We start from the raw sequence: 16,178 nt of genomic DNA on the forward strand, positions 1-16,178 counted from the left end.
AAGAGACATACTCCGTTTTTGACAACTCTTACTCCCGAATTGACAACTCATCCCATAGGACTAAAACAAAAAAAGATGCTACTAAGCATCTTTTTTTGTTTTTAGCACAAAATCATCATTTATCTGATTATATTCTTCTTCTATTAATTTAAAAAAATCGGAGAGTTTGATTCCTTTATAAAAACATATAGTGGTAAGTGTAGAAACTGGTATTCTATATCCGTCTACTTCTTTTATTTTTCTAACAATACTTTCATGAATACCATGAGACTTTCCGAAAGACCTATTAGAAACATTAGCACTCATCCACTTCTCACATATATAATTACAAACATACTTATCTACAAGAAATATCTTTACAGATTCCTTATTTTCATATTTGCTATTATGTGTGTTATCATTGGTCATTTAACAAAAGAATATAATATTTACGATTTTTTTGCGTACGATAATGCGCAATTCAAATATTTGTTTTATATTTGTTTTTGAATTTATATATTTGCGTTTCTTCATATAAAAATATTTGAAGCATTCGCTTTGAATCTCGTATGAGAAAATTGGCGTTTTATAACCACGAGATGATAAGAAAGATGCTCACGTCCCATGGCGTGGGCTCACTTATTTGTGGTTAAGGTATGCCAATGCCTCTGATGCAATAAGCTGAGTTCCATGCCATTTTTTATGCGCAAAAGTCACTCGCTTTTATTCTTAGCAAATCTTCTCCCTTATTTAAAGTCTCGCATAAATCAATTTATTGAATTAGTTTGGAAAAGCAACGCCTGCGTCGGGCTGCAACTAACAATGGCGGTGTACTTTCCTGTATTAAAATGCTAAATCCAGTTGCCTATGAAATAAGTACAACTAATCCTTTCCAATCAGCGCAATCTGTGGCAAGAAAGTAAGGTCTACCTTTTTGGTCATAGTAAGCATAAAATCCCATGGAACTCCTTGGCATTTTAGCCATCATGTTATAATTAAATAAATCACTCAGTACAACCAAAAAATAATTTAAAATAATACCAACTAAAAAACCAGCCTATGACGAAATAAACAACACAACTACTACAAAATAGCTGCACCGCAAAGGTTTTCTAAACGCAACGCCTCATTAATTTAAATTTAGTAGTAAGTCGCGCAGCTTAATAGAAATGTAAACGGATATCAAAAACCTTAGTGCCTTAGCGCCTTCGTGGCTATAGAGATTGTTGTTACCCATAGCCGATAACAGAAAACGGATAACAAAGACCTTCGTGCCTTAGCGCCTTTGAAGAAAAACACACAGTTCTTAACCCATAACAGTAAACGGATAACAAAAACCTTCGTGCCTTAGCGCCTTCGTGGCTAATCACACACTTCTTAACCCATAACAGAAAACGGATAACAAAAACCTTTGTGCCTTAGCGCCTTCGTGGCATATCACATTGTTTTAAACACACAAAAGAAAACGGGTAAAAAAACCTTCGTGCCTTAGCGCCTTCGTGGCATATCACATTAAAGTAACCACATAACACAAATCGCCTATGACTAAATAACTAAAACCCTCGTGTCTTAGCGCCTTTGTGGCTAATCACAAAAAAGGTTCTCTAACCCGTCTGCAAACTAGTATAGAGAACCATAGTAAAACAAAACTCACATTTTATCAAACCAATAACCAAAATTATGAAAAAGTTTTCATTAACCAAGCGGATAAGGCCAATGGTATATTCCTTTATAGTAGGAAGCCATCTCTTCTCCGCTACAGCAAAAGCCCACAACAACCTTCAGGAAACTACATTCCAACAACAACACCAAAAAATTAGTGGGACAATAACGGATCGGTTAGGACCGCTGCCTGGCGTAACGATTAATATAAAAGGAACGTCTACCACCACAATTTCCGACTACAATGGGCAATATGCAATTACTGCAAATCCCAATACAACACTAATCTTTTCTTTTATGGGGTTCAAAACTGTCGAAATTGAGGTTGATTCACAAAAAATAGTAAATGTCCAACTCAAGGAAGACGCTACAGCTCTTCAAGAAGTTAAAATTAATGCCGGATACTATTCCGTCAAAGAAAGCGAACGGACGGGGAGTATTACCAGAATTACAACTAAGGATATTGAAACACAACCCGTAACCAATGTACTCGCTACCATGCAAGGTCGTATGGCGGGTATTAATATCGTTCAGTCTACAGGAACACCTGGTGGAGGTTTTGATATACAAATTAGAGGAATAAATAGTTTACGAACAGAAGGGAATACACCCTTATATATTATAGATGGAATGCCATATCCTTCACAATCTTTAGGAAATGGAGAGGTGTCTAGTGGCGTGTTGCCAAAAGAATCAAGTCCCTTAAACAGCATAAACCCATCCGATATCGAAAGTATTGAAGTATTAAAGGACGCAGACGCAACAGCAATTTATGGTTCTCGAGGTGCAAATGGAGTGGTGCTTATTTCTACTAAAAAAGGAAATGCTGGAACAACAAAGTTTAATGTGTCTGCTTATACTTCCATTGGTGTAATCGCGAATAAATTAAAGGTACTCAATACACAACAGTATTTGGCAATGCGGCAGGAAGCTTTTGTTAACGATGGCATTACGCAACACCAAGATGATGCGTATGATATCAATGGTACCTGGAGCCAAACCCGAAACACTAATTGGCAAAAAGAACTCATAGGTGGTACTTCATACATTCAAAATGCTCAAACATCAGTTTCTGGAGGTTCCGAAAACACACAATTTATGCTGGGCGGTACATACCGAGACGAATCAACAGTTACGAGGGATAATGGTCATTATAGTAAAGGTGCTGTACATAGCAGCATGAACCACAAGACATCTGATGATTCGTTTCACCTGAACTTTTCAGCAGATTATACATCCGACAAAAACACACTTCCCGGAATGGATTTGTCCCGATTGGCATATACATTGGCACCAAATGCACCAGCATTATATGACAATGCTGGAAACCTAAATTGGGAAGAAGGCACATTTGAAAATCCCTTAGGGTATCTAGAAGGGACTTATTTAAGCTTGAATAATAACCTGATTGCAAATGCAATGATAGTATACAAATTCTATCCAGGCTTTGAATTCAAAACAAATGTAGGTTTCAACGATACCAAATTTTCAGAAAACAGGACCTTACCAAGTACAATGTACAATCCCATTTACAATTCTACAAGTTTAGATTCCCAGATTTTCAATAATAATAGCTCCCGTAGCTCATGGATTGTAGAACCGCAACTAAATTGGGTGGGTAAACTTGGTGAGGCGGAAATTAATGTTTTAGTGGGTACTACTTTTCAAAGTCAGAAGCAACAACTTATGGCAGTATATGGCGCAGGCTTCCCCAGTAACACACTTATTCACAGTCTCACAGCGGCTAGCAATGTGATTGTGATAAACGATGATAGGAGTGAATACAAATACAGTGCTTTCTTTACAAGAGTTAACTTGAATTATAAAGACCGATACGTTGTGAATCTTACAGCTCGCCGTGATGGTTCAAGCCGTTTTGGTCCAGGCAATCGTTTTGCCAATTTTGGAGCCATTGGCGCAGCATGGTTATTTTCCAAAGAAGCATTCATTAATAGTAACTTTTTAAGCTTTGGTAAGTTCCGGACTAGTTATGGTCTAACAGGCAATGACCAAATTGGCGATTACCAATACTTGGATACGTATAGCGTAACATCTAATGTCTACGATGGGGGTATTGGATTGCAACCAACAAGGCTTTTCAATCCTCATTTTGGTTGGGAAACAAATAAAAAAATGGAAGCAGCATTGGAACTTGGATTTTTTAAGGATAGAATTTTTCTAAGTACGGCTTGGTTTCAAAACCGTTCTTCAAACCAGCTTATAGGAATACCATTATCGGGAACAACCGGTTTTTCCTCTGTTCAAGCAAATCTTGAGGCTTCGGTTCAAAATACAGGATACGAAATAGAACTTCATACGGTCAACTTGACAATGAAGGATTTCAAATGGACAACAGCACTGAACTTTACGGCACCTAAAAATAAATTACTAAATTTTCCAGGATTGGAAGGATCGGTCTATGCTAACACTTTTGTTATTGGAGAATCAATAAGCATCCAGAAATTATACCATTACACAGGAATTGATCCAGTAAATGGTGCTTATAATTTCAAGGACTTTAACGGTGACGGTCAGCTTACTTCCGCCGATAGAAAATCAATATTGGACACAAGCCCTAAATTTTATGGAGGATTAGGCAATAACCTTACCTATAAAAATTGGAACTTGGATTTCTTATTACAATTTGTAAAACAAGAAGCCGCAAATGAGCTTTTGTACTTTCCTGTTGCGGGTACTTTTTCAAATCAGCCAACGGCCGTTTTAAATCATTTTCCACTTACTAATAATTTGGATACGGTACAGCAATACACAAGCGGAGCCAATGGTACCGTTTTTACCGCACAAAACTATTATACACAAAGTGATGCGCTTAATACTAATGCCTCGTATGTAAGACTAAAAAGTGCAAGTCTCACGTATTCGATTCCTTCGGTATGGTCAAAAGGATTTTCAGCTAAGGTTTACCTACAAGGGCAAAACCTATTCACATTAACAAAATACAGTGGAGTAGATCCCGAAACAAAGTCCATCTATTACCTGCCGCCATTACGTCAGTTTACCCTCGGGATACAAGTTGGATTTTAACAAATAGACAAATACTATAAAACTGGCATGTTTAAAAATTAGAAACAATAGAGAAAAATGGCGTTGCCATTTTCCTTAAAAAAATATTAGATACTTATGAAAACAGAAACTTTTAAATTCATAGTAGTATTGCTATTACCAATACTACTTTTCTCCTGTGAAAGCTTTATTGAAGTCGACTTACCTCAATCGCAATTAACGGGTACCACTGTCTTTGAAAACGCTTCCACAGCAAATGCGGCATTATCCGACATTTATGCAAAACTACGCGAGAGTGGAGTTGCATCAGGAACTACTGCTAGCGCAACACTTTTATTAGGAAGTTATGCAGACGATATGGAATTCTATGGCAACAATAACAATATTGAACAGTTCAATAAGCATACTCTTTTGGCTTCTAATACAATGTTGACTTCGTTTTGGAACGTAAGTTATGCACAGATTTATGCTACCAATGCATTGCTCGAAGGCGTTCAAAATTCGACGGCAATCACAGGAGAAGATCGTAATAGGCTCATTGGTGAGGCACTATTTATTAGGGCATACATCTATTTTTATATGGTAAATCTATTCGGTGATGTGCCATATATAATAACGACTGACTACAACCAGAATGCCGTAGCCTTCAAAACGCCCCAAGCACAGGTTTGGCAGTTCATTAGTAATGATTTAGTAAAAGCAGAATCTTTACTTCCCAAAAGTTATCCAACATCCGAAAGAGTTAGGACAAACAAAGCCGTTGTTACCGCAATGCTAGCTAGGGTTTATCTTTATATAGGGAATTGGACTGAGGCAGAAAACCACGCTGTTGCAGTGATAGATAATCCCGATTATAGCTGGGAGTCAAACCCCGAATTGGTTTTTTTAAAAAACAGCCCATCAATTATATGGTCGCTCCATCCTGGAATTGCTGGACTAAACACAAACGATGCAAGGACATTTGCTTTTTCTAGTGGACCACCATCTAAATCAACATTATCTATAAACTTATACAATGCTTTTGAACCCAGTGATCTCAGGAAAACCTTATGGATAAAAACAGTAATAAATGATTTGAATACTTGGTACCAGCCTTATAAATACAAAAAAAACACGGTTACTCCTCAAGCAGAAGAGTATACAATTTTGTTTCGTTTAGCCGAGCAATATTTGATCCGCGCCGAAGCACGGGCACACTTAGGCAATATTTCTGGTGCACAGGATGATCTGAATAAAATTAGAAATCGCGCAGGACTTAATAATACTTCGGCTAACACTCCCGAATCTTTGCTTACAGCAATACTCAATGAAAGAAGGTTTGAATTTTTTACCGAGCAAGGACATCGCTGGCTTGACCTAAAAAGAACTGGTAATGCCGCCAACGCTTTAAGTCCAGTTAAATTGGGCTGGAAATCTACAGATATTCTGTTACCCCTTCCGGAAAAGGAATTAATTCTCAACAATAATTTACTTCCGCAAAATCCGGGATACTAAAATAGTTACTAAAATGGATACAGTAAAGAATAGGTTATTTTTAATAGTGGTCGCTTGCTTGATGTTTAAGACGGTATGGACACAGACTCCTAAACAAAAAGTCACACCCAAAGAGTATAGCAAATGGAGCACTCTGTCTGGTGAAATAATTTCCCCAGATGGCTTATGGACTTCCTACATTTTGCAATATGAAAATAATAGGGATACCCTATTTGTTCGAAATACCACAGGCGAAAAAAAATATTTTTTTGCAAACGCTACCGATATTGCATTTAGCCCTGATAGTAAAACCGTAGGGATTCAACTTACAGACCATACTTTTGTAATACAAGATTTAAAGAAAGATTCAAACCTGAAAATCAAAAACGTCACACGTTTCGAATTCTCAGAAGCTGGAAACTTCCTGGCAGTTTTACAAACTATGGGAACTGAAAAGCAATTATTGATGTATAATAATAAAAAGGAGTTAATAAAAATAATTCCAAATACCTATGATTTTAAAATTAGCGAGGATGGGAAGTTAGCCGTGTACACTTCCTTAGGTGTAAGCATTGGCACACCAGATGAAAAATTTAAGCAGTATGTGGTTGTTAGGGATACAGTCCATAAATTCAAAAAAATAGTGTGGAGCAAATCAGGAAATATTTTGGCCTTTTTACAAGAAGAAAACCCAATACAAGCAAACATGCCAAATCATAAGTTATATTGCTATAATTGGGCCGCAAAAAGACTGGATATGCTCGATAATAAAAAGGAGAAATTGAAAGCATTGCATATCAGTTCGGATATGCAGACGCCAATTATACTTTCAGCAGATGGTAGTCAAGTCTTTTTTTATTTCACATCGCCAAAAGTACAAGCGCCCAAAAGTGATACTGTAGAAATATGGGATGCGGCAACAAAATTAGTATATCCAGCACAAGAAATATATGGCGATCTTGCATTGATTCCAAAAATTGCAGTCTGGTACGTCGATAATGGATTGGTAAATCTATTAGGCACTGACGAATTACCTATGTCCGTTTTGACATCCGATCGAAAACAGCTGCTAACCTATTCACACCTAACAAACGAACCACAATACGAAATGGTTTCACTAGTTGATTATTACCTTACCACGGTAAAAACAGGTATAAAAAAGCTTTTCCTATCAAAACAGACTACTGCACCTTACTCCATTGGATCCTCACCATCAGGTCGCTATATCAACTATTTTAGGGACGGAAATTGGTGGATTTATGATACTACAAAAGAAATTCATACTAATAGTACTTCAAATCTTGAGGTTTCTTTCGACGATGTTGATTTTGACGATGCCGGAAAATCTGCTGGCTACAGATGCCCGGGTTGGACTACTGACGACAAGTACCTCATAGTGTATGATAAATATGATATTTGGCTCATTTCACCGGATGCAAAAACACAGCGTCGCATAACTCACGGTAGAGAAAGCAAAATTAGTTTTAGGATTTGTGATTACTTATACCTAACAGAAATATCTCAAGGTTCTGCAGATTTTGTGAAACGGCACTTCGACATATCAAAAGGGTTACTGTTAATCGCTAAGGGATACGATAAGGCAACAGGATATTTTTACTGGCATCCTAAAGCTAAACTTAAAGAAATTATATACGGTAGTGCTAAATTTTCCCGTCTCAAAAAAGCGGATAAAGCCGAGAAATACATTTTTCTAGAAGAGGATTTCGAAACACCCCCCGCACTTAGGTATGCAACGATAGGGATTAAAAAAACAAAAAAATTATTTCAATCCAATCCGCATTTCAATAATTATGAATGGGGAACATCAAAATTGATTTCCTATAAAAATTCAAAAGGAGAAGATTTACAAGGAGCACTTTTTTATCCTGCAGGGTATCAATCAGGGAAAAAGTACCCAATGATAGTCTATATATACAGTAGGTTATCACAAGAGATTCACGATTATAACAATCCAACATTGTATCAGCCAATTGGTTTTCCACCATCAAATTATACAACGGATGGCTATTTGGTACTGATGCCAGATATAAAATATGCAGTAGGCTTTCCCGATCAATCCATTCTCGATTGCGTGGAATCAGCAGTAAATTCTGTGATAGTGATGGGGATAGTTGAACCAAATCATATCGGATTAATTGGACATTCCTACGGTGGTTATGAAACCTGCCTCTTATTGACAAAGACTTCAATATTTGCAGCAGCTGTTGCAGGAGCATCGGTAACAAACATGTTAAGCAGCTACCTATCAATCAATCCAGAAAATGGTGCTAAAATGGATTGGCGTTATGAATCGCAACAATACCGCATGGCTTCTACACCTTTTAATAATCTTGAGGGCTACATAAAAAATTCAACAGTAACACAGGCAGGAAAAATTACAACACCATTATTGAGTTGGTCAGGAAAAGAAGATGCTTCTGTCGATTGGCGTCAAAGTATAGAATTACATTTAGCACTCCGAAGATTGCAAAAGCGAAATATTTTTCTCGCATATCCCAATCAGGGACATATTCTCACCGATGAGCTAGCACAATTCGATCTTACAACACGTATAAAAGATTGGTTCAATTATTACTTAAAAAATAAACCATCCCCGAATATGGAAATTTCCACTAATCAATTTTAATAAAACACAATGCCGACGCTATAAACGCCGGCATTGCTCTTTAAATAACTACAGCGGTATTTAAGGTCTCCACAATTGATTAGGGCAAGATGTGCCACTAATCATTTTGTAAAGTGTTGCAGTACCGTCTTTGCAAATCACACCTGTGTTGACATCAGTACAGTCAACTGAGGTAATTTGACATTCATGCAGTCCAATTTTTTTAGCTCCAAGAAAATTGGAAGTAGCTAAATTGGGTGCAGGTTTAAAAGCGAAAGCCCCCGCAATAGCGAAAACAAATGCAAACAATGGAAAAACTGTTTTTAAAATTGTCGTTTTCATAATTATAAAATTAAAGTTATTGATCTACTCTATTACAGGTTTTCGACCTTCTCCTGATACTGCGCGGTATGCTTTTCGAGCCGAGAAATCATCAGCTTTATTTTTTGTTTTGTAAAAATCGTGTCGGAGTTTATAAGAAGTTAAATATTGGCCAGCTAATGCGTATCCTCTATCATTAGTTATTATAAAATCAGACATTTTAAATTCTTTGGTATTATAAATATAAAAACTAAATGAATAAGTGTTAGAGGTGATATCGTAAACATCGATTATAGAGGCCTCATCCCACAAATCTTCCGGTTCAAAGCGGCCTATTAACGCGGAATTAATAAATAGGTAATCGCCGTTAGTACGTGCTAAATTATTGACAATCCAAGCGGGAGAAGCAAGTTTTGTTCCTTTTATAGAGGGGACGTAATTTACTTTAATTCGCACATGAGAAATGGTATCAATTGTATGATTGACAATTTTTGTTTTTAAACCGGTGTCAGTGATAATATATTCATTTTTATAGGTATAAGTATAGAGTAATTTTTGATGTTTTAAATTATAATTTAAAGTACCCCCAGTATCAAAAATCCCATCAATTTGTTTGTCAAGTAAAGGTTTTAAAAAAACAGTTGAGGTATCGTTCACAGTAAGTATTCCTAAAACATGTTGCCGCTCATTACTACTTATGGCACGGAATGCAGCTTTATTGGCATTAATCGGCTCAAAGGCATTAAAATAGGCTGCTCCTTCAGTCCAGACATCTGCCACCCAATTTCGTATTAATCCCCGAAAGACTATTGGGATTGAACCATCTGCAATATAAAAATAAGGAGGTCTTACAGTTAACCGCAAAGAATGGTATTCTAATTTTTCGGAGATAATTTTAATAACATATCTGTTGCTGAATTTTAAAGAACTGTCAACCACCGTAACGGTTAAAGGAGCGGTTTTATTACCAAGATAAATTTTTCCATTTCCTTCTCCAGCGATATAGAAGGAATTAAATTTCAAATCAAGAACTGAAGTAAGATTTGCCGGATGATGCGGGAAACGCCGTATAAAATTATTGCGATGGTGGATCATATCTTCTGAGGTAAGAAAAAGCAAAATCATAATTCCTACACTACATCCTAAAATAATCAATGCAACTGAGATTTTGAAATTGGTTTGCTGATTACCCTGATGAGGTTGAAACAATATGGCACAAAAACCTAATAAAACAAACAGGAGGTTAAAAACGAGATGCTGGTTCCATGTCATTTTTTCAAGAATACCACCGCAGGAACAAGGAACAAATGGACTAAAGTTAATTATAATTATGATATAAGCTGAGAACAGAACCATTAAACTAAAAGCACAATACAAAGCATATAGCCTTGATCTTTCAAAGCATATGAAAAATGCGATTACAATTTCTATAATTGGTACAATAAAAGAAATCCAACCTGCAAAAGCACTCAATAATGGAGATTGTGCTAACTGAACTTGAAAATTCTCAAAATCAAGTAGCTTACTAACTGCTGCGTAAACAAACAATACAACATAAAGCAGGCTAATACAGTTAAGGATAATACTTTTTGTTGAGGTAGATAGTTTCATATCGATAAACTTTAATTTTAATTCGATATAAAATTCCGAAAAATAAAAGACTAAGACTTTGCTAATCGGTAGTATTTACTTGTCAAAAAGGTATTGTTTATATATTCTGTATAGAACAGCATCATTTTTAAGGCCGTAAAAAAAGGCTATGCTATTGCTTTCTTACAATTTTGTTAGGTGCATAACCATACGATTTCCTAAATGCTTTTGAAAAATTGGGGTAATTAACAAAGCCACTCATGGAAGCAATTTCTTTAAGTGGTATACCAGTATTCTCAATTAACAAATGTGCTTTTTTTAAACGTTCTGCATTATAGAATTGATAAATGCTGGTTTTAAATAAATGTTTGAAACCATATTTTAACTTATATTCATTTGTACCAAAAATATGAGATAGCGCTTTTAAATTTGGTAAAGGACTATCAATATGAATTAAAATATAATCGTAAACCTGTTGAATTAATTGCACATCGGACAAACGATAAGCAGAATCTTTTCTTGCTGTTACTGGGGTAACAAAAGTAGCATCGTCAATAATTGTTGACTTAACTACTGTTGTAACTAAGCTAATTAATATTTTGGTACTATCCATAAAACGGCAAACAGTACAAAATGCAGGTATTAGCAATTGGTTTTGGCTTACAAAAACCAACTCTAAGTTTTCGGAAGAACTACTATTATTTGCCAATTTTCCTTTGATATTATTCCAAGAGATGGCGGATTCTTCAGATAAAATGATTTCAAAAGCAGCACCACAAATTGTTTTGGGACTATAACCTAATAAAAGAGACACATCACAACTTATTTTATTTACCATCCAATTGGAATCTAAAACAAAGCTAGCCTGTACATAAGAACTATAGCTGTTGTGTGGATTTACATAACTTAGATGAGAAAAAGAGGATTTCAATTCTTCGGCTACCATATTTAATAACAATATTAAGGATTCCACTTCATCATCGGCATTACTCCGCTGGATACGATAACTAAAATTCCCTACAGCCATTTCAAGTAACATGTGGCGAATAGGCTCAATACGTTCTTGATTCATTTTATCTTCCATGGGATATTATAGCATTTATAAAGAGTTTATACTACAACTAAATATAATTGGTAACAAATACTATCGCGGCCAATTGATCTGTGAATAGTCGGGTAGGGACAATGGGCTTATTAATTTTGAGATAAAAATAACTTACCATTACAGAAACTTGTTCGTTGACCAGTAAACCAACTGCTAAAGTAAGAAACGACCCCGATTGTGCTAAATAATCTCGTGCTGGCTTGTCCATAGATACGATACCTCTTGCATCACAAAAAACAGGATAAGCGATGTTATTCTGAAACTGAATCCTATTAGCTACAATGCATTCTGCAGCAGCTAAATTAATGCTGACATTATCTTTATAGATAAAAAAAAGAATACTCCCATCAATCCAAAAACGGGCAAATTCATTCTCAAAGATATCTGTTTTCATTTTATAATATTAAGTAAAAAAGTACAAATAAATGAAATAATTTCAATAATCAATCAATATATAGTATGAAATTAGTAAAAAAACAGACAATTAAGCATTGTTATTGTCAATTCGGGAGTATTACTTGTCATATAGGGATTTTCGCATTAAAAATTTAAAACATCTAATTTTTTATACTCACTTTTATCAAAATAATTAAAACCTTATACTATGGCTAAAATTAAACACAACAACTTTATTGACTCAGTCGATGAGGTTTTTTCAGGAGCAAAAAAAGAAGGAGTAATGCATCTTTATGCTGAAGATGAATATTTAAACGGCAGAACGATAACCATAAAAGGAAAAAAAATGTTCCATTTTGGTACTACTGGCTACCTTGGATTGGAACAAGATAGCAGATTGAAAGTAGCCGCTATTAACGCTATAAAAAAATTTGGAACTCAATTTCCATTGTCCAAATCATATATATCCAATCCCCTATATGCAGAATTAGAAGCTAAAATGGAAGTTATGTATGGTATTCCAACTATTATAGCCAAAAATAGCACTCTTGGACATATGTCCGTAATACCAACAGTCGTTAGAGACGAAGATGGAGTCATTCTCGATCATCAGGTCCACTGGAGCGTTCAAAGTGCATGCCAATTACTTAAGTTAAGAGGAATTCCAGTCGAAATGATCAAGCATAGTAATATGGATTTGTTAGAACATAAAATCAAACAATTAGCTTCAAAATGCACAAAAATATGGTATATGGCTGACGGTGTATATTCCATGTTTGGCGATTACGCCCCTATTCTAGCACTTATAACATTAAGCAAAAAATATCCTCAATTGCATCTGTATTTTGATGATGTTCACGGAATGAGTTGGAAGGGCAAAAACGGTACGGGATACGTGTTAATCGTGCTAAAACATATTCCAGCAAATGTGATGATTATGGGTACTTTAAGCAAAACTTTTGGAGCTAGTGGCGCCGTTTTAATTTGTCCAGATGCAAAGCTTCGCGAAAAAATAAAAGTTTTTGGTGGTCCGTTAACCTTCTCCGCACAATTGGAGCCGGCTTCTGTAGCTGCTGCCATTGCCTCTGCAGCTATCCACCTCTCTCCTGAAATTGATGTTTTACAAGCAGAACTGGCAGAAAAAATAGCGTATTTTAATGAATTACTTTCCAAAACTTCTTTGCCTATAATAGTACAAAACGACTCGCCAGTTTTTTTTCTTGGTACAGCAATGCCAATATCAACTTATAAATTAGTACAAAACCTATTCCAGGAAGGATTCTTCGTTAATCCAGCAATATATCCAGCAGTTCCTGCTCTAAACACAGGGATTCGAATTACTCTTTCAAGACACAATCAAAAAGAAGAAATAAAAGCACTAGTAGATGCTTTGGTAAAGCACTTACCAATTGTACTTGAAGAAACGGGCAATAGCCTGATTAAGATACAAAATGCATTTGGAATGAAAGATACCCAAATAACTACAGATAAAACGGTTAATATATCCTCTCTACATCTGGAATATGAAACAGCTATAACAAAAATTCATAAACCAACTTGGAATAAGTTACTTGGAAAACAAAGCACATTTGATTGGGAAGGAATGCGCTTTTTAGAAACTGCTTTTGCCCATTCTGATGAACCCGAAAACAAATGGGACTTCCATTACTACATCATCAAAGACAAAACAGGAATTCCTATAATAGCAACTTTTTTTACTTACGGCATATGGAAAGACGATATGATGGCATCAGAATTAATTTCTATTCGTTTAGAAGAGGAAAGAATAAAAAAACCTTTTTACTTAACTTCTAAAGTATTGGGAATGGGATCTTTATTTACAGAAGGAAATCATTGCTATGTTAATAAAGCACATCCTTTAATAGAAGAAGCCATTTTAATGCTACTGCAACAACTAGAAATACTTTATAATCATCTAAATGCAGATATGTTAGTGTTAAGAGATTTTGAAGAAGACGAACAATTAAATCGTATATTCCATAATCAAGGTTATGTAAAAGTAAATATGCCAGATTCTTGTATTGTTAAAAATCTACAGTGGGACTCTCAAAAAGCCTTTGCTAATACACTTTCCGCTCGTTCCAAACGCCATTTTATTGAAGAGGTTATTCCCTTTGAAAATATTTTTCACATACTTATTAAAAAAAAATTAACTAGGAGAGAAATTGATAAGAGCTATGAGCTTTATAAAAACGTAAAAAACAATAACCTCGCCTTTAATACTTTTACTTACCCTCCTCACTTGTTTACAGCTATGGTTGCAGATCCTAATTGGGAATTTATAATGTTGTATTTAAAAAGCAAAGAGAATAAACAGCATCTGAAACAGCTGTTAGGTATTCTCTTTTGTTATAAAAATAGTAATTATACCTATTCTCCCTCTCTGATAGGAATGGATTATAAATATGTTAGAGAATTTCAAATTTATAGACAACTTTTGTATCAGGGAATTAAACGTGCCAGAGAACTTAACTTTAAAAAAGTAGATTTTGGCTTTTCTGCAACTTTTGAGAAAAGAAAATTGGGTGCAACCATAGTTCCAAAAGTTGCTTATATACAGGCCAGATATAATTTTTCGATGGAATTGATGGGGATGTTACAAAACGAAACTTTAAGATAATTTTCAATCAATAGAATCATAATAAATGTAGCTGAGCTATCAGATGTGGAGTAATACCACTTCATCTTTATATATACTGTAAAAGACTATTGATTTTTTGTCTGGTTGAGCGCAGTCGAAACCCTTTCTAAAAGTGATATCTAATCTCGACTAAGAGCCTTTTATGAGCGCATACTAAGATATCGATTTGACATGAAAAAAAACAGTAAATTTAAAACATAATTGGCATAACAATAGTAATACTATAGAGAAGATTTTGCAAATGACACATCTCAAACACATAGGATTTGTAAACAAACCAAAGATAATAGTGATGTTGTAATCAGTATAATGAACCTGAAAGACATAATACAATTAACTTACAATTACCAATAAATAATCATTTTAAAAGTAACCCAAATCAAAAAAAATGAAACCAAACAAACACCTGACCACCTTATTTGATCGCTTAATTGAAGATAAAAATATTCATCCCACCCACATCAGTTTGTACTTCAGCTTATTTCAGTACTGGAACATCAATTGCTTCCAAAATCCCATCAGCATAACCCGAGAAGAAATGATGCTTAGTAGTAAAATTGGATCTAGAGCTACCTATCACAAGTGCATGAGAGAACTTAACGACAAAGGCTATATAAAATACATACCAACTTTTAATCCTTTTAAAGGCAGTTCAGTACTATTATTTAACTTCTCAGAAGCAGAGATAATGGAGCAATAAATACATAATTATAAATAGTTTCATAGTATATCGCCATAAGATTTACATATCCCTTTTAAAAATTAGGGCGACTACAGAAAGTTTAATTAATTTCAATTAGATCCTAAAAGTCCTCAATTCCCTTTATATTTCTCTTGCTATTCCCCTCCATTGGAGGGGTGCCCGCCGCGGCGGGTGGGGTGGTAGTTACTAATGCCAAAACGAATTTACTTACCATTTACAATCACAATCCCATCTATAAAAAAAATAAAAATCTCGATTTTGAAAAGTACGTGCTAACACATGAGTATTTTTTTGCTAATGTCACCCTAAGTGGAGACCAAAAGTTCTTCAAACAAAAAAGTAAAAACTTAATTTCAAAGAAAATCATTTTTAAAAAACCAAGCAGACAATTCAAAGAAACTCATTTTTAAAAAACCAAGCAGACAAAAACGAATATAATGACTCTCGTTATGAGATTGCCTCGTTGCTTGCAATGACTTTATAGCCAGATAACTAGGAAACTATTTCTATGCCTACCAATATAACTCATAATCAATAATCGAAAAAAAAACCTTCGTGCCTTAGCGACTTCTTGGCCAATGAAAAATTTGCTAACCCATAACCGAAAGCAAAAAACCTTCATGTCTTAGCGCCTTCG

The 16,178-nt window shown here is 35.1% G+C and carries 10 protein-coding genes; 5 read left to right on the plus strand and 5 right to left on the minus strand.

Annotated elements, in window-relative coordinates:
- Nucleotides 1–81: 81 nt before the first annotated feature.
- Nucleotides 82–408, minus strand: coding sequence for a hypothetical protein (locus H2650_RS06915; RefSeq protein ID WP_255462804.1), 327 nt, complete (start codon nucleotides 406–408; stop codon nucleotides 82–84).
- 1,251 nt (nucleotides 409–1,659) lie between these two features.
- On the opposite strand from H2650_RS06915, the gene H2650_RS06920 reads away from it, so the two are divergent.
- The 3 genes from H2650_RS06920 (at nucleotide 1,660) to H2650_RS06930 (ending at nucleotide 8,785) form a co-directional block, all read left to right on the plus strand.
- Nucleotides 1,660–4,686 (plus strand): SusC/RagA family TonB-linked outer membrane protein, encoded by a 3,027-nt coding sequence (locus H2650_RS06920; RefSeq protein ID WP_188050008.1) that lies wholly within the window; start codon nucleotides 1,660–1,662, stop codon nucleotides 4,684–4,686.
- 96 nt (nucleotides 4,687–4,782) lie between these two features.
- On the plus strand, nucleotides 4,783–6,159 hold the full coding sequence (locus H2650_RS06925) for a RagB/SusD family nutrient uptake outer membrane protein (RefSeq protein ID WP_188050010.1): 1,377 nt from the start codon (nucleotides 4,783–4,785) through the stop codon (nucleotides 6,157–6,159).
- A 13-nt stretch (nucleotides 6,160–6,172) separates the two neighbouring features.
- On the plus strand, nucleotides 6,173–8,785 hold the full coding sequence (locus H2650_RS06930) for a prolyl oligopeptidase family serine peptidase (protein ID WP_188050012.1): 2,613 nt from the start codon (nucleotides 6,173–6,175) through the stop codon (nucleotides 8,783–8,785).
- 60 nt (nucleotides 8,786–8,845) lie between these two features.
- Here H2650_RS06930 and H2650_RS06935 read toward each other — a convergent pair whose 3' ends face one another.
- From H2650_RS06935 to H2650_RS06950, 4 genes are all read right to left on the minus strand, one after another.
- Nucleotides 8,846–9,106 (minus strand): DUF6520 family protein, encoded by a 261-nt coding sequence (locus tag H2650_RS06935; RefSeq protein ID WP_188050014.1) that lies wholly within the window; start codon nucleotides 9,104–9,106, stop codon nucleotides 8,846–8,848.
- Nucleotides 9,107–9,130: 24 nt separating this feature from the next.
- The gene (locus H2650_RS06940) at nucleotides 9,131–10,696 is read right to left on the minus strand and encodes a MauE/DoxX family redox-associated membrane protein (protein ID WP_223151078.1); all 1,566 of its coding nucleotides are present in this window, start codon (nucleotides 10,694–10,696) and stop codon (nucleotides 9,131–9,133) included.
- 151 nt (nucleotides 10,697–10,847) lie between these two features.
- Complete coding sequence (locus H2650_RS06945) at nucleotides 10,848–11,759, minus strand: helix-turn-helix domain-containing protein (RefSeq protein WP_188050015.1); 912 nt, start codon at nucleotides 11,757–11,759, stop codon at nucleotides 10,848–10,850.
- Between the two features lie 37 nt (nucleotides 11,760–11,796).
- Nucleotides 11,797–12,174: a hypothetical protein gene (locus H2650_RS06950; protein WP_188050017.1), complete on the minus strand. Its 378-nt coding sequence runs from the start codon at nucleotides 12,172–12,174 to the stop codon at nucleotides 11,797–11,799.
- Nucleotides 12,175–12,384: 210 nt separating this feature from the next.
- On the opposite strand from H2650_RS06950, the gene H2650_RS06955 reads away from it, so the two are divergent.
- Both H2650_RS06955 and H2650_RS15780 read left to right on the plus strand, forming a co-directional pair.
- Nucleotides 12,385–14,817 (plus strand): aminotransferase class I/II-fold pyridoxal phosphate-dependent enzyme, encoded by a 2,433-nt coding sequence (locus H2650_RS06955; RefSeq protein ID WP_188050018.1) that lies wholly within the window; start codon nucleotides 12,385–12,387, stop codon nucleotides 14,815–14,817.
- Between the two features lie 409 nt (nucleotides 14,818–15,226).
- Nucleotides 15,227–15,538: a hypothetical protein gene (locus H2650_RS15780; RefSeq protein WP_223151079.1), complete on the plus strand. Its 312-nt coding sequence runs from the start codon at nucleotides 15,227–15,229 to the stop codon at nucleotides 15,536–15,538.
- The last annotated feature ends 640 nt before the right edge of the window (nucleotides 15,539–16,178 follow it).

The sequence above is a fragment of the Flavobacterium sp. GP15 genome (genome assembly GCF_014281985.1).
Lineage (GTDB): Bacteria > Bacteroidota > Bacteroidia > Flavobacteriales > Flavobacteriaceae > Flavobacterium > Flavobacterium pygoscelis.

Coding starts and splice junctions, on each gene's coding strand:
- H2650_RS06935 (WP_188050014.1), bottom strand. CDS start 9,106: ATGAAAACGACAATTTTAAAAACAGTTTTTCCATTGTTTGCATTTGTT.
- H2650_RS06940 (WP_223151078.1), bottom strand. CDS start 10,696: ATGAAACTATCTACCTCAACAAAAAGTATTATCCTTAACTGTATTAGC.
- H2650_RS06955 (WP_188050018.1), top strand. CDS start 12,385: ATGGCTAAAATTAAACACAACAACTTTATTGACTCAGTCGATGAGGTT.
- H2650_RS15780 (WP_223151079.1), top strand. CDS start 15,227: ATGAAACCAAACAAACACCTGACCACCTTATTTGATCGCTTAATTGAA.
- H2650_RS06920 (WP_188050008.1), top strand. CDS start 1,660: ATGAAAAAGTTTTCATTAACCAAGCGGATAAGGCCAATGGTATATTCC.
- H2650_RS06950 (WP_188050017.1), bottom strand. CDS start 12,174: ATGAAAACAGATATCTTTGAGAATGAATTTGCCCGTTTTTGGATTGAT.
- H2650_RS06930 (WP_188050012.1), top strand. CDS start 6,173: ATGGATACAGTAAAGAATAGGTTATTTTTAATAGTGGTCGCTTGCTTG.
- H2650_RS06915 (WP_255462804.1), bottom strand. CDS start 408: ATGACCAATGATAACACACATAATAGCAAATATGAAAATAAGGAATCT.
- H2650_RS06925 (WP_188050010.1), top strand. CDS start 4,783: ATGAAAACAGAAACTTTTAAATTCATAGTAGTATTGCTATTACCAATA.
- H2650_RS06945 (WP_188050015.1), bottom strand. CDS start 11,759: ATGGAAGATAAAATGAATCAAGAACGTATTGAGCCTATTCGCCACATG.